Below are 24,815 nucleotides of genomic sequence, written 5' to 3' on the forward strand. Positions count from 1 at the left end.
GAAAATGCAGTTCCATCTCCAAGTGCAGGGTGGGCCATCCGGCCCGCAAACCATAGCGATCGACGCCGCCAGCGAGGCGGAGGCGATCCGCCAGGCGGCGCGCAACGGCTGGCGCGTGCTGGCCATCGACAGCACCGAATCCACTGGTGCGGGGGCGCGCGCGCCCGCGCGCCTCAGCAAGCAGCCCTTCCCGCTGCTGCAATTCAGCCAGGAGCTACTGGCCCTGCTGGAAGCGGGCCTGAACCTGAGCGAGGCCACCGCCACCTTGCTCAACAAGGAAACCCGCGGCGGCGCGCGCGCCACGCTGGCCGCGATCCAGCGCTCGCTGCAACAGGGGAAAAGCTTCTCCGACACCCTGGCCGACTTCCCGGCCGTCTTCCCCGATCTGTATGTCGCCACCGTGCACGCGGCCGAGCGCTCCGGCAATCTGCCGGAGGCGCTGGCGCGCTTCGTCGGCTATCAGCTGCAGTTCGACGCCATCCGCAAGAAGCTGGTTTCGGCCGCCATCTATCCCACCATGCTGCTGGTGGTGGGCACGCTGGTCACGCTGTTCTTGATGGGCTACGTGGTGCCGAAGTTCAGCGTGGTATACGAAAGCTCGGGCCGCGAAATCCCGTGGGCCTCGCAGATGCTGCTGTCCTTCGGCCAGACGCTGGCCGCGCATCCGTGGCTGAGCGCCGGCGCGCTGGGCGGCGTGGTGCTGGGCGTGGTGTTCGGCCTGGGCAACGCCGCCATGCGCCAGAAGCTGGTGCTGGCGGTGCTGCGGCTGCCGGTGCTGTCGGCCAAGGCCGCCGAGTTCCGCCTGGCGCGCTTCTACCGCGCGTTGTCGCTGCTGCTGCACGCCGGCATACCGCTGTCGAAGGCGCTGGCGATGACCAACGCCATGCTGCTGCCGGAGCAGCAGCTGCAGCTGGTGCAGACGCGCCGCGCGGTGGAACAGGGCCTGCCGTTTTCCACCGCGCTGGAACAGAACGCGCTGGCCACGCCGGTGGCGCAGTCGCTGCTCAAGGTCGGCGAGAACACCGGCCGCCTGGGCGACATGCTGGAACGCTCGGCCAAGTTCCACGACGAGGAATTCGCGCGCTGGGTGGACTGGGCCTCGCGCCTGCTGGAACCTGTCCTGATGACGTTGATCGGCGTGGTGATCGGCGGCGTGGTCGTATTGATGTACATGCCGATCTTCGAATTGGCGGGGAGTCTGTCATGAACGCACGCGAACCGGCTGTCCTCAGCCCCGAGATGCTGCACGGCGCGCGCGCCGCGGCGATGGCGCAGGGCCGCCCGACCATGGCGCTGCTGCAGGAAAGCTCCGGCCTGACGCCGGAAGAACTGACCCGCCAGCTGGCCAACCTGTTCTGCTATCCGGCCTGGCCGATGAGCAAACTGCAGGCGGCGCTGCCGGCCTTCGACCTGCTGTCCTACACCGACTGCGCGCAGCGCGACTGCGTGCTGCTGCGCGACGACGGGGCGGCGCCGGTGCTGGTGATCGGCAATCCGTTTGCCGAGGATACCTTGCAGTGGGCCGACTACGCCATCGGCTGCGCCTACAGCGTGGCGCTGGCCCATCCCGACGACCTGACCGCCTACCTGGTGCAGCAGGAAAGCGTGCAGCAGGCCATGCAGGACATGATGGAGGACGGCAGCCACGGCGAACTGGCGGACCTGGACCAGACCATCGAGGACATTTCGCTGATACGCATCAGCGAGGACAGCAGCCCGGTGGTCAAGCTGGTCAACTCCACCATCTACGACGCGCTGAAGTTCCAGGCCAGCGACATCCACCTCGAATGCGACGCCGCCAGCCTGGTCATCAAGTACCGCGTGGACGGGGTGCTGGTGCAGGCCGGCACGGTGCAGGGCTTGCAGATGGCCGAGCAGATCATCTCGCGCATCAAGGTGCTGGCGGAGCTGGACATCGCCGAGCGCCGCGTGCCGCAGGACGGCCGCTTCAAGGTGCGCGTCAAGGGCAGCGAGATCGACTTCCGCGTCTCCATCATGCCCAACATCTTCGGCGAGGATGCGGTGCTGCGCCTGCTGGACCGGCGCGCGCTGACCGAGGCCGCCGCCGCGCTGCGGCTGGAAAGCCTGGGCCTGAACGACGACGCCATCGTGCAGATCCGCCGCCTGGCCGCCAAGCCGCACGGCATGCTGCTGGTGACCGGGCCGACCGGCTCCGGCAAGACCACCACGCTGTACGCCGCCATCACCGAGATCAACACGGGCCGCGACAAGATCGTCACCATCGAAGACCCGGTGGAGTACCGGTTGCCGCGCGTGCTGCAGATTCCCGTCAACGAGAAGAAGGGACTGACCTTCGCGCGCGGGCTGCGCTCCATCCTGCGCCACGACCCGGACAAGATCATGATCGGCGAGATCCGCGACGACGAAACCGCGCAGATCGCGGTGCAGGCTTCGCTGACCGGCCACCTGGTGTTCACCACCGTCCACGCCAACAATGTGTTCGACGTGGTCGGCCGTTTCCTGCACATGGGCGTGGACCCGTACAGCTTTGCGGCGGCGCTGAACGGCATCGTCGCCCAGCGGCTGCTGCGCCTGAACTGCGAGCACTGCGCGGTGGAGGTGGCGCCCGATCCGCAGGACCTGATCGACAGCGGCCTGGCCGCCGATGCCGTGCGCGACTGGCGCTTCAAGGCCGGCAGCGGCTGCGGCCATTGCCGCGGCACCGGCTACAAGGGCCGCAAGGCGGTGGCCGAGGTGCTGATCCTGAACGACACCATGCGCGAGATGATCTGCACCCGCGCACCGGTCAGCCGCATGAAGGAGGAAGCCGCGACCATGGGCTTCCGGCTGGCGCGCAGCGCCGGGCTGGATCTGGTGCGGCAGGGAGAAACGACTTTACTGGAGCTCAATCGTGTCACTTATTGAACGCCTTGCCCTGCTGGCGCCGCGGGCTACGCTCGCGCCGCGCCGCCTGCGCGTGCTGCTGGCGCCGCGTCAGCTGTTGTGCGTGGTCCGCCACGGCGGGCGACTGGTGGAAGGCAGCGCGCGGCAGATCGCGGTCGATGGCGCCGGCGGCCACTGGCAGGCCGCCATCGATGCGCTGCGCGCGCTGTTGCAGCAGCCTGACATCGCGGCGGCCCGGCTGCCGCTGGAGATCAGCCTGTCGGGCCGCTGGAGCCAGCTGGTGCTGGCGCCGTGGAGCGACGCGCTGCTGTCCGAGCCCTCCGCCAGCCGCTTCCTGCAAACGCAGCTGGCGGCCCTGTACGGCGACAACGCGCGCGGCTGGAGCGTGGTCGGCGACGACGCGCCCTACGGCCATACGCGGCTGGTCTGCGGCGTCGACAGCACGCTGTTGCAAGCCCTGAAGGAGGTGGCCGCCGAATGCGGCCACGCCTGCCGCGTGATCGAGCCGCTGCTGGGCACCGCGCTGCGTACGCTGGAGGCATCGCAACCGAAGCGGCCGCGCAAGGGTGCGGCCGCCAGCGCCGGCGCACTGGCGTTGATCGAGCCTGGCCGCATCACGATGGCGGCGCTGCGCGACCACCGCATCGTCGCCATCCAGTCGCAGCCGGCCAGCGAGGCGTGGCGGCTGGAACTGCCGCAAGCCTGGCAACGCTGGACCTTGCGCGCGCCGGAATTGGCCCGCATCGAGCTGGTCGCCGTCACGGACCTGAGCGCGCCGGCGGCGGCGTCGTCTCCCACCACGCCGTCCGCCGCCGCGCTGCATCTCGTGCCCGGCGCATTGCCCTCGCGCTTCCGCCTGGGCGCCAATCCGTTCGGCGAACACGCCGCCGTTGCCGTGGCCGCGACGCGGCAGCCGTCTGCCGCTTCGCCGGAGGTGGCCGCATGACGCGCCTGAACTTCCTGCCGCGCGCCACGCAGCCCACCGGTTGGCGCCTTGGCTTGCTGGCCGTCGGCCTGCTGATGCTGCTGCCCGCCGCCGGCAACTGGCTCTCGCAAGTGCAAACCGTCAACCGGCTGGAGGCGCGGCTGGACGCGCAATCGGCCGCCACCCAACCGACCCGCTTGACGCGGCCAGCGCTGGCGCCGGCGCAGCAGCACGAACTGGATCTGCAGGTGAAGGCGGTGGCCGAAGCGGTACGCCAGCTCAACCTGCCGGTCACGCGGCTGATCAAGGCCATCGTCGCACCGGCCGACGTGCGCGTCGCCCTGCTGGCACTGGACCTGAACGGCCAAGCGCCGCAGGACGGCGCCGACACCGCCGTCCCATCCGGGGCGCTGAAGATCGCCGCCGAAGCGGAAACCGCGCAAGACATGATCAACTACCTGGCCTTCCTCAACCAGCAGCCGATGTTCCGCTCCGTGTATCTGGTCAAGCATGAGATGGCGGCCGGCGTCGGCGATCGTCCCTATCACTTTCAGCTGGAGGCCCAATGGCGGCAATAAAATCCGGCGCGCTGCCCAAGCTGAAGCTCGCGCCCAAGCTGGCACCCAGGCTGGCGTGGCAAACGCGCCGCCTGTTGCGCCAGGCCGGTCCCGGCGCGGTGGCGGGCATCGCCTGCGCGCTACTGGCCATACTGGCGCAATGGCATGCAACGCAACTCGACCAGCGCCAGACCGCGTTGACGCGGCAGCTCAACGCAGCCGCCCGCGCCGCCGCCACGCCGCACACGCCGGCGCCGACGGCCGCCGGCGGCGTCGCGGCCTTCCACGCCTACCTGCCCGCGCACGACGCCATCCCCGACCAGCTCAAGGAGCTGGTGAAGGTGGCGCAGCAAAGCGGCATCGCGTTGAACAAGGCGGAGTACAAGCCTGAGATGGACGCCAAGGCCGGCTTCCTGCGCTACCGCATCACGCTGCCGGTCAAGGCCGACTATGCGAGCGTGCAGACCTTCATCATCGGCGCGCTGCAAGCGCTGCCGACGCTGACGCTCGATTCGGTCGCCTTCAAGCGCGAACAGATCGAGTCCGGCGACATCGAAGCGCGCATCCAGTTTGTGCTGCTGGTGCGGCAGGAGGCGCGGCGATGAGAAAAATCGTGATCGGCGCCGCCGCCGTCGCCACGCTGCTGGCCGCGTGGTTCGCGCCCGACCAGGACGGCGGCGTGGTCGGCCCTGCCGCCGCCACCACGCGCGAAGCCCCGCAAGCGCCCGCGGCCGTCGTCGCGCCCCCTGCCAGCGCAGCGCCGCCAGCGGACGGCATCGACCTGCAAATCCACCCACGCGTCGCCGACGACGACATGGGTAACGTCTTCGCCAAGCAAAGCTGGGCGCCGGAGACGCCGAAAAAAATCATGATGGACCAGGCGCAGGCCCAACAAACCGCGCAGCAGGGCAGCGCGCCGGGCGGCCCGCCGGCCCTGCCCTTCCAGTTCATGGGCCGTTTCACGGATGAAGGCAAGACCGCCTACTTCCTGCAAATCGATGGCCAGAACGTCGTCGCCCGTCCCGGCGAAAAAATCAACGACAGCTACCTGCTCGACAGCGTCGGCGGCAACGCGATGAACTTCATCTACCTGCCGCTCAACCAGAAACAAACCTTAGTCGTAGGGGACACCAATTGAAATCGACCGCCCACCGCCTGCACCTCCTGGCCATCACGCTGCTGCTGAGCGCCTGCGCCGGTAGCCAGACCTTCAAGCAAGGCAACGCCCTGCTGGACGCCGGCCAGATCGACCAGGGCCTGGCCAAGCTGGAACAGGCCTCGCGCGACGATCCGCACAATGCCGAATACCGCATCGTGCTGCTGAACCGCAAGCTCAAACTGGTCAACGCCATGAACAGCCATGGCGACATGCTGCGCGCGAAAGGCCAGGCCGCCGAGGCCGGCGCGATGTACGACCGCGCATTGGCGCTCGACCCATCCAACCAGGTGGCGCGCCAGGGCAAGGCCGCGCTGGAGCAGGATCAACGCCTGCAGAAAGTGACGGGCGACGTCGAAGCGCTGGTCCAGCGCGGCGGCGACGCCAATCTGGCGCATGCCCAGGAGCTGCTGCGGCCCCTGCTGGCGGAACGCCCCAACCAGCGCGACCTGCTGCGCCTCAAGACCCTGGTCGGCGACGCCCAGACCCGCCTGCGCCCCGCCAGCGGGCGGCTGGCGATGGCCTACCGCAAACCGGTGACGCTGGAGTTCCGCGACGCCCCGATGCGCGCCGTGTTCGATTTCATCAGCAAGGTATCGGGCCTGAACTTCGTGTTCGACCGCGACGTGGATCCCAACCTGCGCGCCACCATCTCGGTGCGCGACACCAGCATCGAGGAAGCCATCGGCATGCTGCTGGGCGCCCACCAGCTGGAACAGAGCATCACCGGCGAGCGCTCGATCACCATCTACCCCAACAACCCGCAGAAGCAGAAGGACTACCAGCAGCTGCTGGTGCGCAGCTTCTTCCTGGCGAACTCCGACGTGAAGACGGTGGCGTTCTCGCTCAAGACGCTGCTCAAGGCGCGCGACATCGTCACCGATGAGCGCATCGGCACCATCATCATGCGCGACACGCCGGAAATGATACGCATGGCCGAACGCATCATCGCCGTGCAGGACGTGGCCGACCCCGAAGTGATGCTGGAAGTGGAAGTGCTGGAAGTGAAGCGCTCGCGCATCCAGGAGCTGGGCGTGCGCTGGCCCGACACCGTCGGCCTGACCCTGCTGGGCAGCGGCCAGTACGGCGCGCTGAACGTGGGCGACCTGCGCAAGATCACCGGCAGCACCATCGGCCTGGGCTTCGGCAGCGTCACCATCAACGCCAACCAGAACGACACCGACAGCAATATCCTGGCCAACCCGCGCATCCGCGTGCGCAACAAGGACAAGGCCAAAGTGCTGATCGGCGACCGCGTGCCGGTGATTACCGTCACCACCAACAACGGCGTCAGCTCCGACAGCGTGAACTACGTGGACGTGGGCCTGAAGCTGGACGTGGAACCCAACATCTACCTGGATGACGAGGTCGCGATCAAGATCAACCTGGAGGTCAGCAGCGTGGTCAAGGAGATCGTCAGCAAGTCCGGCACCCAGGCCTACCAGATAGGCACCCGCAGCGCCGCCACCGTGCTGCGCCTGAAGGATGGCGAGACGCAGGTGCTGGCGGGCCTGATCAGCGACGAGGACCGCACCACCGCCAACAAGGTGCCCGGCGTGGGCGAGCTGCCGGTGCTGAGCCGTCTGTTCGGCAGCCAGAAGGACGACTCCACCCGCAGCGAGATCGTGCTGTCGATTACACCGCGCGTGCTGCGCTCCATCCGCCGGCCGGAACTGTCGGCGGCGGAGTTCAATTCCGGCACCGAATCCGATATCGGCGGCCGCAGCCAGTTTGGCGCCACGCTGGCATCCGTGCCCGACACGGCGGCGGACATGGCGCCCACGCCACGCGACGCCGCGCCGGCCCTGGCGCCGGCCGGCGGCTCTGGCATGACCGGCGGCGACACTCCGCCAGCGCCGGCCGCCAAGCCGGAACCGGTCAATTCCGTTCCCTACACGCCGCCGAAGAAGGGCCAATAGCCATGCTGCGCAAGGCTCAACGCGGCTTCACCTTCATCGAGTTGATGATTACGCTGTCCATCCTCGCCACGCTGGCGATGGTGGCGGCGCCGATGGCGCAGGTGGCGCTGCAGCGCGAAAAAGAGCACCAGCTGCGCACCGCGCTGATCGAGATTCGCGAAGCAATCGACGCCTACAAGCGCGCCGCCGACAACGGCCGCATCAAGCTGGCGATGGGCGAATCCGGCTATCCGAAGAAGCTGGAGGACCTGGTCGCCGGCATGCCGGACCAGCGCAGCCCGCGCAAGCAGAATATGTACTTCCTGCGCCGCATACCGCGCGACCCGTTCGCGCCGGCCGACGGCAACAGCGCCGGCTGGGCCATCCGTTCCTACGCCTCGCCGCCGGACAATCCGTCCGAAGGCGAAGACGTGTTCGACGTCAGCTCCCGTTCCCCCGTCATGGGGCTGAACGGCATCCCCCTCAAACAATGGTGACGCCATGAAGCGCAACAAGGGATTCACGCTGGTCGAGCTGCTGGTGGTGTTGGCGATCATTTCGCTGCTGCTCACCATCGCGCTGCCGCGCTATTTCAGTTCGGTCGACAAATCGAAGGAAGTGGCGCTGAGGGAGAACCTGCAAGTGCTCCGCAGCGGCATCGACAAATTCTACGCCGACCGCGGCGAATACCCTGCGGCGCTGGCGGATCTCGTCACGCAGCGCTACTTCCGCAGGGTGCCGCTGGACCCGGTGACGGAATCGGCCACCACCTGGCAGCTGCTGCCATCGGCCGACGCCGACAAGCCCGGCGTGGCCGACATCCGCAGCGGCGCCAAAGGAAAGACCCGCGATGGCATCCCGTTCGAACAGCTCTAAGCGACAAGGCGGCTTCGCCTATCTGTGGACGTTGATGCTGGTGGCCTTCATGGGCGTCGGCCTGACCATCGCCGCCGACCTGTATGCAACCGCCATGCGGCGCGACAAGGAGCGCGAGCTACTGTTCATCGGCCACGAGTTCCGCCACGCGCTGGAGGCCTACACCAAGGCCAACGGCGCCGGCCAGTACCCGCTGACACTGGGGGAACTGCTGAAGGACCCGCGCTTCCCCAACGCCAAACGCCATCTGCGCCGGCTGTACAACGATCCGATCACCGGCAAGCCCGATTGGGCGCTGGTGCTGCAACAGGGCCGCATCGTCGGCGTCCGCTCGACTTCCACCAAACGCCCCATCAAGCAGGACAACTTCGACGACGACGACGCCGGCCTGGCGAAGAAGCCGCGTTATGCCGACTGGATATTTTCCTATCCCTATGACATGTTCATCGTGCCGCAGAATACGGAAGCCAAACGCTGACTTGTTGCGAATTTATTGATCTTGGACAGAACCTCCCCCCCATCCGCGATCTAGCGTGATTCATCCGCCACGCGGAATCGGCGACATCATTCGATGCCAGCTGGAATGGTCGAACTTGGGAGGATGAGATGATCCTGCGCACACGCTTGCTACCCGCCACCACCGCCGTCGCCGCAGCGACCGCACTGCTGGCCGCCACCGCGACGCTCGCGGCAGACCAACTGATGGCCCCTCCGGTCAACACGCTCACGCCGCAGGATAGCTCCGGCCTGGTCACGCAACTGGCGACGATGGACGCCGCGCGCGGCGTGCCGCCCGACCTGAGCTTCCGCATCAGCAGCCTGCATCCGGGCGTGGTCGGGCAAAAGATCGTCCGCGCCCAGCACACCTACAAGGGCTTGCGGGTGTTCGGCTCGGAGTCGGTGGTGGTCACCAACGCCGCCGGAACGATCGTCAGCGTGTCGGCATCCGACCGGCGCGGCAAGCTGGGGACCGGCCTTGCGCCGTCCGCCGTCGGCGGCATGGCGCCAACGCTGAGCGCCGGCGACGCCATCACCGTCGCCATCAATTCCGTCGCGCCGCGCGGCACGCACCGCTGGGAGCCCAGCGCCGAACTGCTGATCTACCCGATCGTGAAGACGGTGCGCCTGGCCTCGGCCGCGGGCAAACCCGAATCCGAGCTCAACGCGCTGGACGTGGAAGAAGTGGTGGAAAGCTACGAGCTGGCCTACTACGTCAAGCTGCGCATGGCGGACGACGGCCGGCCGGTCTATTACGACACCATCGTCAACGCCAACAGCGGCACCATCATCGCGCAATGGTCGGCGTTGAAGACGGTGGTCGGCTCCGGCAACAGCCAGTACAACGGCGTGGTGCCGATCGATACCACGCTGTCCGGCAGCAGCTACCAGATGCTGGACAGTTCGCGCGGCGTCGGCGGAAAATTCGGCGGCATGGCGATCACCAACGCCAACCACAGCTCGGCCAACAATCCCAATCCCGGCAGCATCTACACCAACAGCAGCAACACCTGGGGCGACGGCAAGCAGTACATCGAAGGCGGCAGCACCACCAACGCCAACGGCCAGACCGCCGCCGTCAACGCGCTGTGGGGCTTGATGAACACCTACGACGCCAACAAAAACGCGCTGGGCTGGCATTCGCTGGACGGCAACAACACCGCCACCTACATCGCCGCCCACGTCGATACGGCCTACGACAACGCCTTCTACGACGACAGCTGCAAGTGCATGTACATCGGCGACGGCAACAGCTTCTACAGCCTGGGGTCCATCGACGTGATCGGCCACGAGATGTCGCACGGCGTGACCGCGTCGACCTCGGACCTGACCTACTCCGGCGAATCGGGCGGATTGAACGAATCGAACTCGGACATCGGCGGCGACATGGTGGAAGCCTACGCCCGCGCAGGCGGCACCGGCACCGTGATACCGGCCACCGGCAACGATTGGATGATGGGCAAGGAGATCAGCAAATCCGGCCAGCCGCTGCGCTGGATGTACAAGCCGAGCAAGGATGGCAGCAGTCCCGATGCCTGGAGCAGCACCATCAAGTACCTGGACGTGCACTATTCCAGCGGACCGAATAACCGCATGTTCTACTTCCTGTCGCAGGGTTCCAGCAGCGATCCGGCGTCCGACTACTACAGCAAATACCTGGTGAAAAGCCCCGCCGCGATGACGGGTGTGGGCAACGACAAGGCCTACCGGATCTGGTTCAAGGCGAACACCACCAAGTTCACCTCGTCGACCAACTACGCCGACGCGCGCTCCAAGGTGCTCGCTTCCGCGCAGGAGTTGTACGGCGTCGGATCGAAAGAGGCCATCGCCGTGCAGCGCGCCTACGCGGCGATCAACGTCGGCGCCGACGTCGACGAGGGCACGACCGGAGGCGGCGATGTCTCGATCACCACGCAGCCGGCCAGCGTGACCGTGGCGCCCGGCGCCACCGCATCGTTCAGCGTGGGCGCCAGCGGCGGCACGCCGCCCTATGCCTACAAATGGTATCGCAACGGCGCCGAGATCGCCGGCGCGGCGGCGGCCAGCTACTCGCTGACGGCGCAGATCGCCGACAACGGCGCCATGTTCAATGCCGTTGTCAGCGATGCGGCGTCGCCGCCCAAGAGCGCCACCTCGGCCAAGGCGACACTGACCGTGACCGCCGGCGGCGGCGGCACCGAGCGCGTGACCAACGGCGGCTTCGAAAACGGCACCACCGGATGGCGCGGCAGCACCGGCGTGATCGGCAGCTTCGCCGACCAGCCGGCGTACGAAGGCACGCGTTACGCCTGGTTGGGCGGCAACGGTTTCTACGCGTTCGAAGCGCTGACCCAGTCCGTGTCGATACCGTCGAACGCCACGTCGGCGGCGCTGACCTTCGCACTGCACATCGACACCGATGAAATCAAGCCCACGGTTTACGACCGGCTGGTGGTCACCGTGCGCAGCAGCACCGGTTCTGTGCTGCGCACGCTGGCCACCTGGACCAACCTCGACGCCGCCGACGGCTACCAGATCCGCAGCTACGACCTGGCCGCCTTCAAGGGCCAGACGGTGACGCTGTCGTTCGTCATGCGGGAGGACCGCTCCAAGCAGACCTCCTTCGTGCTCGACAGGGTCAGCCTGATAACGCGGTGATCAGCGCAGGCTGACGAACACCGGGTTCGAATAGAACCACAGGCTGCGGTAGTTGCGGTCGTTGATGTCGTTGAAGCGCGCCGTGTTGTCGGCGGTGCCGGTGCGCTGGTCGGCCAGCGGTTCGCCGTCCTGGGTCAGGCCGGCGACATCGGCGCCAAGGTTGGTGCCGCGCAGGCGGTAGTACTGGTTCTTGCTGGCGGTGGTCTCGTAGCTGATGCTGAAGTAGCCGTCCGCATCCACCTTCCAGTCCGCGCTGGTGAAGCGCTTCACCACGCGCGTGCTGGCGTTGGTGGCCACGCTGTAGGCGGCGCTGCCCGGCGTCGCCCTGGCGGTCACGTCGCCGACGATCAGGTCGACGTGATCGACCACCGGCCTGACGTTGGCGGCCGTGCCGCTGTCGACCGGCTTCTCGTAATTGTTCCTGGCCGGCGACTTGAAGCGGATCGTGATCGTCACCTTGTCGCCGCTGGCCACCTTCAGCTCCCCGCCCATCTCCTTGCGGTCATCCTTGCTGGCCAGGTTGAAGTCCAGCGCGTTGATCAGGTCTCCGTAGGCCGAGAACATTTTGCCGGAGCGCAGACCTTGCAGCAGGTCCTTGGCGGCGGGCTTGCCCTGGGCGCCGTTGAAGACGTAGTTCTTCGCATACTCGCCGGGGAAGTAGCCGCTGCTGCTGTTGCCGACGATCTTGAAGTGGGTGTCCGAATCGGTCAGGTTCCAGATGCGGCGGCCTTCGCCCAGCAGCGCATCCCAGGTGCCACCGACCTTGGCGACGATGTAGTCCACGCCGCCGTAGGCACGCAGCGGCGCGTTCTCCGGCGTGTAGGCGGCGGTGTAGCCTCCGCGGTCCGGCTCCATCTGGTTGCCGATCATGCCTTCGATGGCGAACATGATGTTCGGCGCGATGTCGTTGAAGCGGCGGAAATCGTCGATGGTGTAGCTGCCCTTGTTGCGCGACGGGTGATTGACCACGGCGTAGCTGGTGTCCGGATAGTTGTCCTTCAGCCAGCTGATGGCCCTCAGCGCGTCGTCGGCGGTGGCGTTGTAGCGGGTGGTTCCGTACTTGGCCTTCCACGCGGCGACATCGGCCGCGTCGAACAGCGCAGCATCGCGGGTGGTGAACAGGTACTCGAATTCCCGCATGCCCTTGGTGCTGGAGGCCAGCTTGTCGCTGCCCTCGAACAGACCGATGCCGATGTGGTCGTGGGTCGGCATGTCCCACTCGAAGCCGGAGAAGATCAACTTGTCGGCGTAGGTACCGGCCGCCTGCAAGGCCTGAACGCGCGGGATCTCGTAGCGCTCCACGCCGATCGACAGCGGAATCGCCGCCGGCAGCGGCGCGCCCTTCTCGTCGCGCGACGACAGCCGCAGGTGGTTGCTGACCGCCATCCAGTCCAGGCCATAGGTGGTGAAGGCCTTGCCCAGCACCTTGTCCAGCGTCTGGGTGATGTCCGTATCAAGCGACTGCGTGGTGTGGGTGTGCAGGTCGCCGGCGATCCAGCGGCCGCTCTGAATCGGCGGCACGACGACGGCTGCCGGTTGGTCGCCGCCGCAGGCGACGGCGCTCAACAGGATGGCAATGGCGGTCGGAATCAGCAATTGGCGAGGACGAAAATGGGAGGCAAGCGACATGATAAAGGAGTCCTGAAGTGGATGCGGAATTCGGCACACTAGCATTGGCGTATTACCTGTCTGTGACTTGGCGGCGGGGGCAAAACTGTTATGATCGTCGGCTGGCGCAGACTAAGATCCGCGCGGTCACGCAAATCAATTCAGGGAAATAAAAATGACTATTGGCGGAAAAACCATAGAAGAGGCCTTGGCCTCGCTGTCCGACATGACCGCAGGCGCGGTCCCCATCGGCAAGGACGAACACCTCCAGCGCCTGGCGCGCGCGCAGGCTTACATGCGCGACCAGGGCATCGCGGCGATCTACGTCAACGCCGGCTCCAACATGACCTACTTCACCGGCACCAAGTGGCACGCCAGCGAGCGCATGGTCGGCGCCATCCTGCCGGCCAGCGGCGCGGTGGAATACATCGCCCCCGCCTTCGAAGAAAGCACGCTGACGGACTTCATGCTGGTCAAGGGTAACGTCAATACCTGGCACGAGCATGAGAGCCCGTACCAGCTGTTCGTCGATACGCTCAAGCGCATGGGTATCGCCCCGGCTGCCGCGGGCGGCGTCGCGCCGCGCGTCGGCATCTGCGAGAGCGCGGCCTTCTTCATCTACGACGGCATCCGTCCGCTGGCCGACGGCTACGCATTGGAGAACGCCAGCAAGGTCACGGCGCACTGCCGCACCCGCAAGTCCGCCAACGAGATCGCGCTGATGCAGCGCGCCAAGGACATGACCTTGGCCGTGCATGTGGCCACCGCCAGCATGCTGCGCGCGGGAATCACCACCGTTGAAGTGGAAGAGTTCATCAACCGCGCGCACCGCAAGGTCGGCGCCTCCGGTTCCTACTTCGTGATCGTGCTGTTCGGCGAAGCGACCGCCTATCCGCACGGTGTGAGCTATGTGCAAACGTTGCAACCGGGCGACACTGTGCTGATCGATACAGGCTGCAAACTGCACAACTACATTTCCGACATCACGCGTACCTATGTGTACGGCGAAATCAGCGAGCGTCAGCGTTCGGTGTGGAACAGCGAGAAGGCGGCGCAGGTGGCGGCCTTCAATGCGGCGCAGCTGGGCGTGCCGTGCGAGCAGGTGGACATGGCCGCGCGCCGTTCGCTGGAGGCGGACGGTTTCGGTCCCGGCTACAAGCTGCCAGGCCTGCCGCACCGCACCGGCCACGGCATCGGCCTCGATATCCACGAGTGGCCGTATCTGGTCGGCGGCGACAAGACGCCGCTGGACGTGGGCATGTGCTTCTCGAACGAGCCGATGATCTGCATCCCCGGCGAATTCGGCGTGCGCCACGAGGACCACTTCTACATGACGGAAAACGGTCCGAAGTGGTTCACCGAACCGGCGCACAGCATCGACGATCCGTTCGGCCTGCGCGCTTGATCCTTCACAAGCAAGGTAATACTATGTTTGACGGGGGCTTGTCAGCGGCCTAGTCTTACATGGTATTACTTTGATTGGAGGAATCATGGAAACAGAAGCAACCATACGCCGCCAGGGAAATTCCATCGGGGTGGCTCTGCCGCCGGCCATCTTGCGCCTCATGGGTTTTGCCGTGGGCCAGACCGTATCGCTGCAAGCGACGCCAGATGGCTTGCTCATCAAAGCAAAACGCACGCGCCCAACTGCCGCCGAGCTCAATGCCCTGTGCGATCTCAAAGCGCCCATGCCCGACGATCTCCATGCATGGGAAAACATGCGTCCTGCAGGTTCAGAGCGATGAAGCGGCGCAGCCCTCGGCAGGCCTGCGGACGTCACGGAAGATGCCATGGCCAGGCTGCAGGCGGCACTAGAGGCTGAAACGGAAGCTTGAGCGGTTCCCTATTTTTGCGCGCGCTTGAGCTGTCGGTAGAAGTGCAGCGGCGCGGTGACGTGCAGCAGGCCATCGGCGGGACGGATCTCGACGCGGTTGGAATCCCAGCGCATCCAGCGCGGGCCCTTGTAGTTGAAGATGCGTCCTTCGCCGGTCTCGCCGGCGGGGACGAAGCCGAACTGCTGTACGCGGCCCAGGAAGGCCGTCTCACCCGCCGCATCGACGGTGCCGCGCACGGGTAGGCACATCAGCAACGACGGCAACTGCCCTATGACGCCGCCGATGAGTATGGCCCGCACCATCTCGTTCGGCATCCATCTGCCCAACAATAGACCGGCCGCCAGACATCCCGCCAGTATGCAGCCCCACACCGTCCAGTCGCGCGCGCTGAGCAGCGGGTTGAAGCCTATCGATTGTTTGTGAAAAGTCTGTGCCATGCCTGCTGCCTCGTCGTTACAAAGTAGCGGGCATTTTGCATCGCAGCGCCGGGAAAAGCCAGCCTCCCCGGCGCGGCCTTGCTCCGCGTCAGACCAACTCCATCACTTCCTGCAGCGGCTTGCGCGCCTTCTGCGGCCAGTTGCCGGCGGCGGCGTAGCCGATCGACAGCAGCATGACCGGCACGTCGGCCTCGCCCAGGTTGAATTCGCGTTTCACACCGGCGGCGTTGAATCCGCTCATGGCGCTGCTGGCCAAGCCCATACCCTCGGCGGCCAGCATCATCGTCATCGCCGCCAGCGAACCGGAACGCAGCGCTTCGTCCCGCTGCAACTGCGGATTGCCGGGATGCGTGTGCCGCGCCATGCCCACCCACACGTCGGCAACCGTTTGCGGCATGATCCCGGCGTCCACCGACGGCTTCAATGCCTGCGGCAGGCCCACGTGCGCATCCAGGGTGCCGACGATGATGAAGGTGACCGGCGCATCGGCCACCTTCTGCTGGCCGAAGGCGACCTCCTTCAGGCGCTCCTTCGCCTGCGGGGTGCGCACCGCGATGAACTTCCAGTTCTGGAAGTTGTAGGCCGATGGCGCCAGCGTCGCCAGGCGCACCAGCTCCGAAATGTCGGCATCGCTCAGCGCGCGGGTGGTGTCGAAGCGGTTGGCGGAGATGCGCGATTCGATCAGGTGTTTGACGTTCATTTTATTCTCTCTGCAATTAGTTGAAAAACGCGTATCAGCGGCGCTGCACGGAAGCCCATTGCACCGCCAGGATGCTGGCCAGCACCGTGACCAGGCCGGCCAGCGACAGGCCGCTCATCGCCTGCCCCAGCAGGGCCCAACCCAGCACCACCGCGACCAATGGGCTCAACAGGCCCAATGAAGACACTGCCACCGGCGACAAGCGGGCGATCCCGCGGAACCACAATGCATAAGCGAGCAGCGCGCCGGCCAATGACAGGTAGGCATAGCCCAGCACCTGCACCGCGCCGAGCGGTGGCAGCGGCGGATCGACCAGCACGGCCAGCGGCGCGAGCATCAGGCCACCCAGCAGCAGCTGCCAGCCGGTCAGGGCCAACACCGGCAGTTCGCTGCGCCAGCGGCGCGTCAGATAGGTGCCGGCCGCCATGCAGGCCGCACCGGCCAGCGCCGCCGCGATGCCCGCCGCGTCCCAGGCCGCGCCGGGCGAGAGCAGCAGCACCGCCATCCCCAGTACGCCCAGCATGCCGGCGCCCACAGCCAGTCGCGCCGGCGGGCGCCGCTCCAGCAGCCAGGCCAGGCCCATGACCAGCAGCGGCTGGATCGCGCCGACCACCGCCGCCAAGCCACCCGGCAGACGGTAGGCCGCGATGAACAACAGCGCCTGGAAAAAGCCGATATTCAGCGCCGATAGCACCACCAGCCGGCCCCATTCCGCGCGCAGCGGCAGGCGCCCCACAAAAGTCAGCAGAAGCACGCCGGCAGGCAGGGTGCGCAACAGCGCCGCGATGAAGGGCCGGTCCGGCGGCAGCAGTTGGGTGGTGACGATATAGGTCGATCCCCAGATGGCCGGCGCCAGCGCGGTGGTCAGCGTGGTGATCAGGGACGATGTCGTGCTTTTCTCGCTCATGGCATTTGTCTCGACTTCAAGATAAAATGGAAGTCTGATCAAAAACAATCTCGATGTCAAGATAAATTGGAGTGTGCGATGCCGAATGAAAGAGCGATGGATGCCGTGGACGCCGTGGTGGCGCAATGGCGCCGGGAGCGTCCCGACCTGGACGTGGCGCCGATGGCGACGATAGGACGGCTGAAGCGCTGTTCCGCACTGCTGCAACGCAGGCTGGACGCGACCTTTGCCGAATTTGGAATAGGTGCCTGGGAATTCGATGTGCTGGCGACGCTCAGGCGCTCCGGTGAGCCCTACTGCCTGGCGCCGACCGCGCTGTTCTCGGCGATGATGATCACCTCCGGCACGATGACGCACCGGCTGCAGCGGCTGGAGGCGAGCGCACTGGTCGAGCGGGTGCCCAGCCCCACCGACGCCCGCAGCCTGCTGGTGCGGCTGACCCCGGCCGGGCTGGAACTGATCGAGCGCGCGGTGGCCGCGCACGTCGACAACGAACACAAGATACTGTCGCCCCTGAGCCCAGCGGAACTGGCGCTGCTGGACAGTGGGCTGATCAAACTGCTGGCGGTGCTGGAGCCGGCGGAGCAATAACCGCCGGCTGCAGCGCTCAGGCGCGCTTCATCACCAGCGTCAGGATGTCGTAGCTGGCTACCAGCTCGTCGTTCTGGTTGGTCACTTGCACGTCCCACGCCACCACGCCCTGGCCGACGCCTTTGTCGTCGGTGCGGTTGCGGTCCACTTTGCGCTTGCAGGTCAGGCGCGCGCGGATGGTGTCGCCGATCGCCACCGGCGTGATGAAGCGCAGGTTGTCCAGGCCGTAGTTGGCCAGCACCGGACCGGGCGCCGGCGAAACGAACAAGCCAGCGGCGGCCGACAGCACGAAGTAACCATGCGCGATGCGCTTGCCGAACTGCGTGTCCCTGGCGGCGATGTCGTCGAAGTGCATGTAGAAGTAGTCGCCGGAGACGCCGCCGAAGTTGACGATGTCCGCTTCGGTCACGGTGCGGCGGTGCGTCAGCAGCGAATCCCCCATCTTCAGGTCTTCGAAGTAGCGGCGGAACGGATGGACTTCGCTCTCCTGCACCTTGGCGCCGCGCACGTATTCGCCGGTGACGGCGGCCAGCATGGTCGGCGAGCCTTGCACCGCGGCGCGTTGCAGGAAGTGGCGCACGGCGCGGATGCCGCCCAACTCTTCGCCACCGCCGGCGCGGCCGGGGCCGCCGTGCTTCAGCTGCGGCAGCGGCGAGCCGTGGCCGGTCGAATCGACCGACGCTTCGCGCTCCAGTATCAGCACGCGGCCGTGCGAGGCGGCGGCCATCGGCACGGCGTAGGCGGCGGTGGCCGGATCCTTGGTCACCAGCGTGGAGACCAGCGAGCCCTTGCCGCGCGCGGCCAAGGCCAGCGCTTCGTCGATGCCCTTGTAGCTGATGATGGTGCTGACCGGGCCGAAGGCCTCGATGTCGTGCACCGCGTCGTTGCGCATGCCGTCGCGGCACAGCAGCAGCGTCGGCGAGAAGAAGGAGCCGTTGGCGACGCCGTCGCCGATCAACTTGAAGCCGTCGCGTTCACTGAACAGCACCTCGTTGCCGCGCGCGAGCAGCTCGACGCGTTCGGCGACGTCGCGCTGCTGGTCCTTGGATGCCAGGGCGCCCATGCGCACGCCTTCCACCGACGGATCGCCGATGCTGACCTTGGCCAGGCGTTCGCGCAGGCGGGTGCCGACCGCGTCCACCATATTTTCCGGCACGATGATGCGGCGGATGGCGGTACATTTCTGGCCGGCCTTGCCGGTCATCTCGCGCGCCACTTCCTTGACGAACAGGTCGAACTCGACGTCGTCCGGCGTGACGTCCGGCGCCAGGATGGCGCAGTTGAGCGAATCCGCCTCGGCGGTGAACGGCACCGAATTGGCGATCAGGTGGCGGTTGGTGCGCAGCTTGGCGGCGGTATCGGCCGAACCGGTGAAGGTGACGACGTCGGCGCCGCCCAGGCGGTCCAGCAGGTCGCCGGTGCTGCCGATCACCAGTTGCAGCGCGCCTTCCGGCAGCAGGCCGGAATCGTTCATCATGCGCACCAGCGCTTCGGTCAGGTAGCTGGTGGCGGAGGCAGGTTTGCCGATGCACGGCATGGCGGCCAGGAAGCTGGGCGCGAACTTCTCCAGCAGGCCCCAGATCGGGAAGTTGAAGGCGTTGATGTGCACCGCCAGGCCGCCGCGCGGCACCAGGATGTGGGTGCCGGAGAAGCCGCCGTTCTTACCCAGCGCCATGGCCGGGCCTTCGTGCAGCACATTGGACGACGGCAGCTCGCGGCTGCCCATGCTGGCGTAGGCGAACAGCGTACCGGTGCCGCCTTCGATGTCGACCCAGCTGTCGGCGCGGGTGGCGCCGGTCAGGTGCGAGATCGCGTACAGCTCCTCCTTGCGGCTGGCCAGGTACAGCGCCAGCGCCTTCAGGCGCGCGGCGCGCTGCTGGAAGTCCATCTTCATCAGCGCCGGCACGCCGGCCTTGCGGGCGTAGGTGACGGCTTCGTCGAAGTCGATCTTCTCGGCGTGGGTGTGGTAGATCAGCGCGTTGTTCAAGGCGCTGTGCAGCGGTGCGTACGCTTCGGCGCCTATCCATCGGCCGCCGATCCAGCTTTGCAGGGTTGATGCCATGTTTATCTCTCCGTTGATTATGCTTGGGCGTTTTTGTGCAGGTGCAGCGGCAGCGAGCTTTCCCACTCGACGCGCTTGCGGTCCGGTTCCACTTCGGTCAGCGCTTCCACTTCGCGCATGGTGTTCATGGAGCGCACCGCCAGTTCCTGGTACTGGCCGGTGCCCTCGGTCTTCCATTTGATCTCGTCGTCGCGCAGTTCGCGCGCCACCCTGGCCGGCGTGCCGACCACCAGGCTGCGCGGCGGCACCTGCATGCCGGCGCGGACGAAGCTCATCGCGGCGACGATGCTGTCGGCGCCGATGACGGCGTTGTCCATCACCACGCTGTTCATGCCAACCAGCGCGTTGCGGCCTATGCGGCAGCCGTGCAGCACGGCGCCGTGGCCGATATGGCCGTCTCGCTCGACCACCGTGTCGGCGCCGGGGAAGCCGTGCATGACGCAGGTGTCCTGCAGGTTGGCGCCCTCCTCCAGGATCAGGCGGCCGAAGTCGCCGCGCAGCGCGGCCAGCGGGCCGACGTAGCAGCGCGGGCCGACGATGACGTCGCCGATCAGCACCGCGCTGGGATGCACGTAGGCGGTCGGGTGGACCACCGGCGTGACGCCGTTGATTTCGTAGACTTTGACCATGACGGCGCTCCTGCGCTTTACACGCGTTCGATGACGAGGGCGATGCCCTGCCCGACGCCGATGCACATGGTACACAGCGCGTAGCGGCCGCCGGTGCGTTCCAGCTGATTCAGCGCCGCCAGCACCAGCCGCGCGCCGGATGCGCCCAGCGGGTGGCCGATGGCGATGGCGCCGCCGTTCGGGTTGACGTGCGTCGCGTCGTCGGCCAGGCCGAGATCGCGCGTGACGGCCAGGCCCTGCGCGGCAAAGGCTTCATTCAATTCGATGACATCCATCTGCCCGATGGTCAGGCCAACCTGCGCCAACACCTTCTTCGACGCCGGCGACGGGCCGAAGCCCATGATGCGCGGCGCCAGGCCGGCGGTCGCCATGCCCAGCACGCGGGCGCGCTTGCGCAGGCCGTACTGCTCGGCGGCGGCGGCCGACGCCAGCAAGATGGCGCAGGCGCCGTCGTTGACGCCCGAGGCGTTGCCGGCCGTGACGCTGCCATCCGGCTTGACCACGCCTTTCAGCCTGGCCAGCATCTCGATCGTGGTATCCGGGCGCGGATGCTCGTCGGTGTCGACGATCTTCGGATCGCCTTTCTTTTGCACCAGCGCGACCGGCACGATTTCATCCTTGAACACGCCGGCCGCATGGGCGGCGGCCCAGCGCTGCTGGCTACGCACCGCGAACGCGTCCTGGTCGGCGCGGCTGATGCCGAATTCCTGGGCGACGTTTTCGGCCGTCTCCGGCATGCTGTCGATGCCGTGCATGGCCTTCATCAGCGGATTGACGAAGCGCCAGCCGATGGTGGTGTCCTCGATCTTGGCGGCGCGCGAAAACGCGCTATCGGCCTTGCCCATGACGAAAGGCGCGCGCGTCATGCTTTCGACGCCGCCGGCGATCACCAGTTGCGCTTCGCCGGCCTTGATGGAACGCGCGGCGATGCCGACCGCGTCCAGGCTGGAGCCGCACAGGCGGTTGATGGTGTTGGCGGGGACATCGACCGGCAGGCCGGCCAGCAGCGCTGCCATGCGGCCGACGTTGCGGTTGTCTTCACCGGCGCCGTTGGCGCAGCCGTAGTAGACGTCATCGACCTTGGACCAGTCCACGCCGGGATTGCGGGCGATCAGCGCGGCGATGGGCAGCGCGGCCAGGTCGTCGGCGCGCACGCCGCCGAGGGCGCCGCCGTAGCGGCCGAAGGGGGTGCGGATGGCGTCACAGATATATGCAGAAAAATCGGCGTCGTTCACGGAATATCCTTAAGTTTTAGGGCGTTGGTCGATCACGCGGCGGGCCTTGCCCGTCAAAGTGCGTTCGATACCGTTGGGGGCCAGCAGACGCACCTTGGTGGTGACGCCGACATAGTTTTTGATGTGGTGCCCAAGCTCGCGCGCCAGCGCTTCGGTCTCGCCGTCGGCGACGCCGGGCCGCAGCTCGGCCAGCACCTCCAGTTTGTCGAGGTGGCCGTCGCGGCTGATCACCAGCTGGTATTGCGGCGCCAGTTTCGGCATCTTGAGTATCAGTTCTTCGATCTGCGACGGGAACACGTTCACGCCGCGGATGATCAGCATATCGTCCGAGCGGCCGGTGATCTTGCCGATGCGGCGCATCGAACGCGAAGTGGCCGGCAGCAGCCGCGTGAGGTCGCGCGTGCGGTAGCGGACAATGGGCAGCGCTTCCTTGCTCAGCGAGGTGAATACCAGCTCGCCCTCTTCGCCGTCCGGCAGCACTTCGCCGGTTTCGGGGTCGATGATCTCCGGGTAGAAATGGTCTTCCCAGACCACCGGCCCGTCCTTGCTCTCGATGCATTCGCTGGCGACGCCGGGGCCTATCACCTCGGACAGGCCGTAGATGTCCACCGCATCGATGCCGGCGCGTTGCTCGATCTCGCAGCGCATGGCGTCGGTCCACGGCTCGGCGCCGAAGATGCCGACCTTGAGCGAGCTGGCGGCGGGGTCAAGTCCCTGGCGCTGGAATTCCTCGATGATGTTCAACATGTACGACGGCGTGACCATGATGATGGCCGGCCTGAAGTCCACGATCAGCTGCACCTGCTTTTCGGTTTGGCCGCCGGACACCGGGATCACCATGCAGCCCAGCCGTTCGGCGCCGTAGTGCGCACCCAGGCCGCCGGTGAACAGGCCGTAGCCGTAAGAGATGTGCACCATGTCGCCGCGACGCCCGCCGGCGGCGCGGATCGAACGCGCCACCACGTTGGCCCAGGTGTCGATGTCGTTCCGGGTGTAGCCGACCACAGTCGGCTTGCCGGTGGTGCCGCTGGAGGCGTGCACGCGCACCACCTGGTCCTGCGGCACGGCGAACATGCCGAACGGGTAGTTGTCGCGCAATTCCTTCTTGCCCGTGAACGGGAACTTGGCCAGGTCGGCCAGCGTACGCAGGTCGTCGGGATGGACACCGGCGGCATCGAACGCGGCGCGGTAATGTGCCACGTTATCGTAGGCGTGCTTGAGCGACCATTTCATCCGCTGCAGTTGCAGCGCTTGCAGCTCGTCCTTGCTGGCGCGCTCGATCGGCTCCAGATCGGACGACGCGGGTATGCGTTGAACCATCGGTGTCTCCTCTTTACCCGGCGTGCTGCGGCACCGGAACGATGTGGCCGCTGACGCGATGCGATTTACCCCGGAACAGCGCGACGGTGCGGCCGTCCTGATTCGTGACCTTGACGTCGTAGACGCCGCTCTTGCCGGCCAGCGCCTGCTCGGTCGCGTCGGCGGTCAGCACGTCGTGCAGACGGGCGGGCGCGAGGTAATCGATGGTGCAGGCCGCGCCCACGGTGGTCAGGTTGTGGCTATTGCAGGCAAAGGCGAAAGCGCTATCGGCAAGAGCGAAAATGAAGCCGCCGTGGCAGCTGCCATGGCCGTTCAACATGTCGGCGCGCACCGGCATCGACATGCGGGCGTGGCCGGGCGCGATGGCGTCGATCTTCATGCCCAGGCCCTGTGAGGCCGGGTCGCTCTCGAACATGGCGGCGCCGACGGCCTGCGCCAGCGCCTGTGCCGCTTCAACGTCGGGCGCGGCGGCCAACATGGCGGTCTTAGTCATGGAAGCGCCCTCCCGCTGCCTGCTTGCGGCGCAACAGCGGCGACACGCGGTAGCGGTCCTCGCCATAGCCTGCGGCCAGGTTGGACAGCACGGCGACGATCTGGCCGATGCCGACGGCGTCGGCCCAGGCCAGCGGGCCGCGCGGGTAGTTGACACCCTTCTGCATGGCGATGTCCGCCGCCTGCGCGTTGCAAACGCCCTGGTTGACGGCGTCCGCCGCCTCGTTGGCCAGCATGGCGACGGTGCGCATGACGGCCATGCCCGGCACGTCGTCCAGCCGCGTGACGGTGAAGCCGGCCGCCTGGAACAGGCCGACCACGGCGTTGAAGGCCGCCGGCGAGCATTGGTCCGCGCAGCTGACGGCGATGCGCTTGGCGCTTGCAAAGTCCAGCGCCAGGTCGAACAGCACCGTGTCCGGGTGATGGCTGTCGTGCGCGCGCTGGGTGGCGCTGCGGCCGTCGGTCAGGTAGACGGCGGCGCCGTTGCAGTGGAAGGCCGGCGCGTCGTCGGTACCGGCCACGTGGTTGCGCGTTTCCGGTGTCTTGCGGTGCGAGATGTTGATGCCCGAGGCGCGCAGACGGGCCGCCAGCGCGTCGCAAACCGCACCGCCGACCGCATGCGATGGACCGACCGCAGCACCCGGCTCGATGGTGTAGCTGGCGAATTCCGGCTTCGGCTGCGCGGCTTCCGCCTGCGGTTGCGGCACGGCGGGAGCGGCATCGCCGTAATGGTAGAAGCCGCGGCCCGATTTGCGGCCGAGGAAGCCGGCGTTGACCATCTCCTGCTGCAGCACCGACGGCGTGAAGCGCGGATCGTTGAAGTAGGCGCCGAACACCGATTGCGTGACCGAGAAATTGACGTCGTGCCCGATCAGGTCCATCAACTCGAAGGGCCCCATGCGGAAGCCGCCGCAATCGCGCATGACGGCGTCGATGGTGGCGGCGTCGGCGGCCTGCTCGTTCAGCAGGCGCCAGCCTTCGGCGTAGAACGGACGCGCCACGCGGTTGACGATGAAGCCCGGCGTGGACTTGGCGTGCACCGGCTGCTTGCCCCATGCGGCGGCGGTGTCGCAGACGGTTTGCGCGACGGCGGCGTCGGTGGCCAGGCCGCTGATCACCTCCACCAGCGCCATCAACGGCACCGGATTGAAGAAGTGCATGCCGACCAGCCGCGCCGGCAGGCGCAGCTTGGCGGCGATGGCGGTGACCGAGATCGACGAGGTGTTGGTGGCCAGGATGCAGTGGTCGCCGACGATGGCTTCCAGCTCGGCGAACAGGCCGCGCTTGACGTCGAGGTTCTCGACGATGGCTTCCACCACCAGCGCGGCGTCGGCGATGTCGTTGAGCGTGACGGCCGCCTGCACGCGGGCGATGGCGGCGGCGCAATCGACGGCGCTCATGCGCTCCTTGGCCACCAGCTTGTTCAGCGCGGCGGCGATGTCGGACATGGCCTTGGCCACGGCTTCCGGCCGGGTGTCGAACAGTTTGACGGTGTAGCCGGCGACGGCGGCCACCTGCGCGATGCCGGCGCCCATGGCGCCGCTGCCGATGACGGCGACCGCGCGGTCGGTGTGGAGGGCTGCCATG

General features: G+C 66.9%; 24 protein-coding genes. 14 read left to right on the forward strand and 10 right to left on the reverse strand.

The window, feature by feature from the left end; all coding sequences use genetic code 11:
* Nucleotides 1-4 precede the first annotated feature (4 nt).
* The 11 genes from AC1RMD_RS16880 to AC1RMD_RS16930 all read left to right on the forward strand — a co-directional run bounded on the left by AC1RMD_RS16880 (nt 5) and on the right by AC1RMD_RS16930 (nt 11,412).
* Entirely contained in the window at nt 5-1,207 is a 1,203-nt protein-coding gene (locus AC1RMD_RS16880; RefSeq protein ID WP_492927841.1) for a type II secretion system F family protein, read from the forward strand.
* The gene (locus AC1RMD_RS16885; protein WP_492927842.1) at nt 1,204-2,886 is read left to right on the forward strand and encodes a GspE/PulE family protein; all 1,683 of its coding nucleotides are present in this window, start codon (nt 1,204-1,206) and stop codon (nt 2,884-2,886) included. The genes AC1RMD_RS16880 and AC1RMD_RS16885 overlap by 4 nt, the downstream gene beginning before the upstream one ends.
* On the forward strand, nt 2,873-3,811 hold the full coding sequence (locus tag AC1RMD_RS16890; RefSeq protein WP_492927843.1) for a hypothetical protein: 939 nt from the start codon (nt 2,873-2,875) through the stop codon (nt 3,809-3,811). The genes AC1RMD_RS16885 and AC1RMD_RS16890 overlap by 14 nt, the downstream gene beginning before the upstream one ends.
* Nucleotides 3,808-4,368 (forward strand): hypothetical protein, encoded by a 561-nt coding sequence (locus AC1RMD_RS16895; RefSeq protein WP_492927844.1) that lies wholly within the window; start codon nt 3,808-3,810, stop codon nt 4,366-4,368. Before AC1RMD_RS16890 ends, AC1RMD_RS16895 begins: the two co-directional genes overlap by 4 nt.
* On the forward strand, nt 4,356-4,952 hold the full coding sequence (locus AC1RMD_RS16900) for a hypothetical protein (RefSeq protein WP_492927845.1): 597 nt from the start codon (nt 4,356-4,358) through the stop codon (nt 4,950-4,952). The genes AC1RMD_RS16895 and AC1RMD_RS16900 overlap by 13 nt, the downstream gene beginning before the upstream one ends.
* The gene (locus AC1RMD_RS16905) at nt 4,949-5,485 is read left to right on the forward strand and encodes a hypothetical protein (RefSeq protein WP_492927846.1); all 537 of its coding nucleotides are present in this window, start codon (nt 4,949-4,951) and stop codon (nt 5,483-5,485) included. The genes AC1RMD_RS16900 and AC1RMD_RS16905 overlap by 4 nt, the downstream gene beginning before the upstream one ends.
* The gene (locus AC1RMD_RS16910) at nt 5,482-7,422 is read left to right on the forward strand and encodes a secretin GspD/PilQ domain-containing protein (RefSeq protein ID WP_492927847.1); all 1,941 of its coding nucleotides are present in this window, start codon (nt 5,482-5,484) and stop codon (nt 7,420-7,422) included. The genes AC1RMD_RS16905 and AC1RMD_RS16910 overlap by 4 nt, the downstream gene beginning before the upstream one ends.
* A 2-nt stretch (nt 7,423-7,424) precedes the next feature.
* Nucleotides 7,425-7,898 carry a type II secretion system protein gene (locus tag AC1RMD_RS16915; protein ID WP_492927848.1) on the forward strand — a complete coding sequence of 158 codons (474 nt, stop codon included), beginning with the start codon at nt 7,425-7,427 and terminating at the stop codon, nt 7,896-7,898.
* Nucleotides 7,899-7,902: 4 nt separating this feature from the next.
* The gene (locus tag AC1RMD_RS16920) at nt 7,903-8,277 is read left to right on the forward strand and encodes a type II secretion system protein (RefSeq protein WP_492927849.1); all 375 of its coding nucleotides are present in this window, start codon (nt 7,903-7,905) and stop codon (nt 8,275-8,277) included.
* The gene (locus AC1RMD_RS16925) at nt 8,252-8,755 is read left to right on the forward strand and encodes a type II secretion system protein (RefSeq protein ID WP_492927850.1); all 504 of its coding nucleotides are present in this window, start codon (nt 8,252-8,254) and stop codon (nt 8,753-8,755) included. Before AC1RMD_RS16920 ends, AC1RMD_RS16925 begins: the two co-directional genes overlap by 26 nt.
* Nucleotides 8,756-8,883: 128 nt before the next feature.
* Complete coding sequence (locus tag AC1RMD_RS16930; RefSeq protein WP_492927851.1) at nt 8,884-11,412, forward strand: M4 family metallopeptidase; 2,529 nt, start codon at nt 8,884-8,886, stop codon at nt 11,410-11,412.
* Here the strand turns inward: AC1RMD_RS16930 and AC1RMD_RS16935 are convergent, their stop codons facing one another.
* Nucleotides 11,413-13,041, reverse strand: coding sequence for a CehA/McbA family metallohydrolase domain-containing protein (locus tag AC1RMD_RS16935; RefSeq protein WP_492927852.1), 1,629 nt, complete (start codon nt 13,039-13,041; stop codon nt 11,413-11,415).
* Between the two features lie 154 nt (nt 13,042-13,195).
* Between AC1RMD_RS16935 and AC1RMD_RS16940 the strand changes: the two genes are divergently transcribed.
* Both AC1RMD_RS16940 and AC1RMD_RS16945 read left to right on the forward strand, forming a co-directional pair.
* Entirely contained in the window at nt 13,196-14,425 is a 1,230-nt protein-coding gene (locus AC1RMD_RS16940; RefSeq protein ID WP_492927853.1) for a M24 family metallopeptidase, read from the forward strand.
* 85 nt (nt 14,426-14,510) lie between these two features.
* A complete protein-coding gene (locus tag AC1RMD_RS16945; protein ID WP_492927854.1) occupies nt 14,511-14,765 on the forward strand; it encodes an AbrB/MazE/SpoVT family DNA-binding domain-containing protein in 255 nt (84 codons plus the stop codon).
* A 98-nt stretch (nt 14,766-14,863) separates the two neighbouring features.
* Here AC1RMD_RS16945 and AC1RMD_RS16950 read toward each other — a convergent pair whose 3' ends face one another.
* The 3 genes from AC1RMD_RS16950 to AC1RMD_RS16960 all read right to left on the reverse strand — a co-directional run bounded on the left by AC1RMD_RS16950 (nt 14,864) and on the right by AC1RMD_RS16960 (nt 16,899).
* Nucleotides 14,864-15,292: a hypothetical protein gene (locus AC1RMD_RS16950; protein ID WP_492927855.1), complete on the reverse strand. Its 429-nt coding sequence runs from the start codon at nt 15,290-15,292 to the stop codon at nt 14,864-14,866.
* A gap of 88 nt (nt 15,293-15,380) precedes the next feature.
* A complete protein-coding gene (locus AC1RMD_RS16955; RefSeq protein ID WP_492927856.1) occupies nt 15,381-15,992 on the reverse strand; it encodes a nitroreductase family protein in 612 nt (203 codons plus the stop codon).
* A gap of 34 nt (nt 15,993-16,026) precedes the next feature.
* Nucleotides 16,027-16,899 carry an EamA family transporter gene (locus tag AC1RMD_RS16960; RefSeq protein WP_492927857.1) on the reverse strand — a complete coding sequence of 291 codons (873 nt, stop codon included), beginning with the start codon at nt 16,897-16,899 and terminating at the stop codon, nt 16,027-16,029.
* Nucleotides 16,900-16,977: 78 nt separating this feature from the next.
* On the opposite strand from AC1RMD_RS16960, the gene AC1RMD_RS16965 reads away from it, so the two are divergent.
* Nucleotides 16,978-17,490, forward strand: coding sequence for a MarR family winged helix-turn-helix transcriptional regulator (locus AC1RMD_RS16965; RefSeq protein WP_492927858.1), 513 nt, complete (start codon nt 16,978-16,980; stop codon nt 17,488-17,490).
* A gap of 16 nt (nt 17,491-17,506) precedes the next feature.
* Here AC1RMD_RS16965 and paaZ read toward each other — a convergent pair whose 3' ends face one another.
* The 6 genes from paaZ to paaH are packed head-to-tail and all read right to left on the reverse strand — an operon-like array spanning nt 17,507 to nt 24,814.
* Nucleotides 17,507-19,552, reverse strand: coding sequence for a phenylacetic acid degradation bifunctional protein PaaZ (gene paaZ / locus AC1RMD_RS16970; RefSeq protein WP_492927859.1), 2,046 nt, complete (start codon nt 19,550-19,552; stop codon nt 17,507-17,509).
* 17 nt (nt 19,553-19,569) lie between these two features.
* Nucleotides 19,570-20,181, reverse strand: a complete 612-nt coding sequence (paaY, locus tag AC1RMD_RS16975; protein ID WP_492927860.1) for a phenylacetic acid degradation protein PaaY — start codon at nt 20,179-20,181, stop codon at nt 19,570-19,572.
* A gap of 17 nt (nt 20,182-20,198) precedes the next feature.
* Nucleotides 20,199-21,416 (reverse strand): 3-oxoadipyl-CoA thiolase, encoded by a 1,218-nt coding sequence (gene pcaF, locus AC1RMD_RS16980; protein ID WP_492927861.1) that lies wholly within the window; start codon nt 21,414-21,416, stop codon nt 20,199-20,201.
* Nucleotides 21,417-21,425: 9 nt separating this feature from the next.
* Nucleotides 21,426-22,736: a phenylacetate--CoA ligase PaaK gene (paaK, locus tag AC1RMD_RS16985; RefSeq protein ID WP_492927862.1), complete on the reverse strand. Its 1,311-nt coding sequence runs from the start codon at nt 22,734-22,736 to the stop codon at nt 21,426-21,428.
* A 13-nt stretch (nt 22,737-22,749) separates the two neighbouring features.
* Nucleotides 22,750-23,229, reverse strand: coding sequence for a hydroxyphenylacetyl-CoA thioesterase PaaI (gene paaI / locus AC1RMD_RS16990; protein WP_492927863.1), 480 nt, complete (start codon nt 23,227-23,229; stop codon nt 22,750-22,752).
* Nucleotides 23,222-24,814 (reverse strand): 3-hydroxyacyl-CoA dehydrogenase PaaH, encoded by a 1,593-nt coding sequence (gene paaH / locus AC1RMD_RS16995; RefSeq protein WP_492927864.1) that lies wholly within the window; start codon nt 24,812-24,814, stop codon nt 23,222-23,224. Before paaH ends, paaI begins: the two co-directional genes overlap by 8 nt.
* Between the last annotated feature and the right edge of the window lies 1 nt (nt 24,815).

Source organism: Duganella sp. GW822-FHT06D06, from assembly GCF_058799615.1.

Bases quoted from the DNA above. Each gene is read 5' to 3' on its own strand.
- AC1RMD_RS16880 (WP_492927841.1), top strand. From the start codon at position 5: ATGCAGTTCCATCTCCAAGTGCAGGGTGGGCCATCCGGCCCGCAAACC.
- AC1RMD_RS16885 (WP_492927842.1), top strand. From the start codon at position 1,204: ATGAACGCACGCGAACCGGCTGTCCTCAGCCCCGAGATGCTGCACGGC.
- AC1RMD_RS16895 (WP_492927844.1), top strand. From the start codon at position 3,808: ATGACGCGCCTGAACTTCCTGCCGCGCGCCACGCAGCCCACCGGTTGG.
- AC1RMD_RS16900 (WP_492927845.1), top strand. From the start codon at position 4,356: ATGGCGGCAATAAAATCCGGCGCGCTGCCCAAGCTGAAGCTCGCGCCC.
- AC1RMD_RS16905 (WP_492927846.1), top strand. From the start codon at position 4,949: ATGAGAAAAATCGTGATCGGCGCCGCCGCCGTCGCCACGCTGCTGGCC.
- AC1RMD_RS16915 (WP_492927848.1), top strand. From the start codon at position 7,425: ATGCTGCGCAAGGCTCAACGCGGCTTCACCTTCATCGAGTTGATGATT.
- AC1RMD_RS16920 (WP_492927849.1), top strand. From the start codon at position 7,903: ATGAAGCGCAACAAGGGATTCACGCTGGTCGAGCTGCTGGTGGTGTTG.
- AC1RMD_RS16925 (WP_492927850.1), top strand. From the start codon at position 8,252: ATGGCATCCCGTTCGAACAGCTCTAAGCGACAAGGCGGCTTCGCCTAT.
- AC1RMD_RS16930 (WP_492927851.1), top strand. From the start codon at position 8,884: ATGATCCTGCGCACACGCTTGCTACCCGCCACCACCGCCGTCGCCGCA.
- AC1RMD_RS16935 (WP_492927852.1), bottom strand. From the start codon at position 13,041: ATGTCGCTTGCCTCCCATTTTCGTCCTCGCCAATTGCTGATTCCGACC.
- AC1RMD_RS16940 (WP_492927853.1), top strand. From the start codon at position 13,196: ATGACTATTGGCGGAAAAACCATAGAAGAGGCCTTGGCCTCGCTGTCC.
- AC1RMD_RS16945 (WP_492927854.1), top strand. From the start codon at position 14,511: ATGGAAACAGAAGCAACCATACGCCGCCAGGGAAATTCCATCGGGGTG.
- AC1RMD_RS16950 (WP_492927855.1), bottom strand. From the start codon at position 15,292: ATGGCACAGACTTTTCACAAACAATCGATAGGCTTCAACCCGCTGCTC.
- AC1RMD_RS16955 (WP_492927856.1), bottom strand. From the start codon at position 15,992: ATGAACGTCAAACACCTGATCGAATCGCGCATCTCCGCCAACCGCTTC.
- AC1RMD_RS16960 (WP_492927857.1), bottom strand. From the start codon at position 16,899: ATGAGCGAGAAAAGCACGACATCGTCCCTGATCACCACGCTGACCACC.
- AC1RMD_RS16965 (WP_492927858.1), top strand. From the start codon at position 16,978: ATGCCGAATGAAAGAGCGATGGATGCCGTGGACGCCGTGGTGGCGCAA.
- paaZ (WP_492927859.1), bottom strand. From the start codon at position 19,552: ATGGCATCAACCCTGCAAAGCTGGATCGGCGGCCGATGGATAGGCGCC.
- paaY (WP_492927860.1), bottom strand. From the start codon at position 20,181: ATGGTCAAAGTCTACGAAATCAACGGCGTCACGCCGGTGGTCCACCCG.
- paaK (WP_492927862.1), bottom strand. From the start codon at position 22,736: ATGGTTCAACGCATACCCGCGTCGTCCGATCTGGAGCCGATCGAGCGC.
- paaI (WP_492927863.1), bottom strand. From the start codon at position 23,229: ATGACTAAGACCGCCATGTTGGCCGCCGCGCCCGACGTTGAAGCGGCA.
- paaH (WP_492927864.1), bottom strand. From the start codon at position 24,814: ATGGCAGCCCTCCACACCGACCGCGCGGTCGCCGTCATCGGCAGCGGC.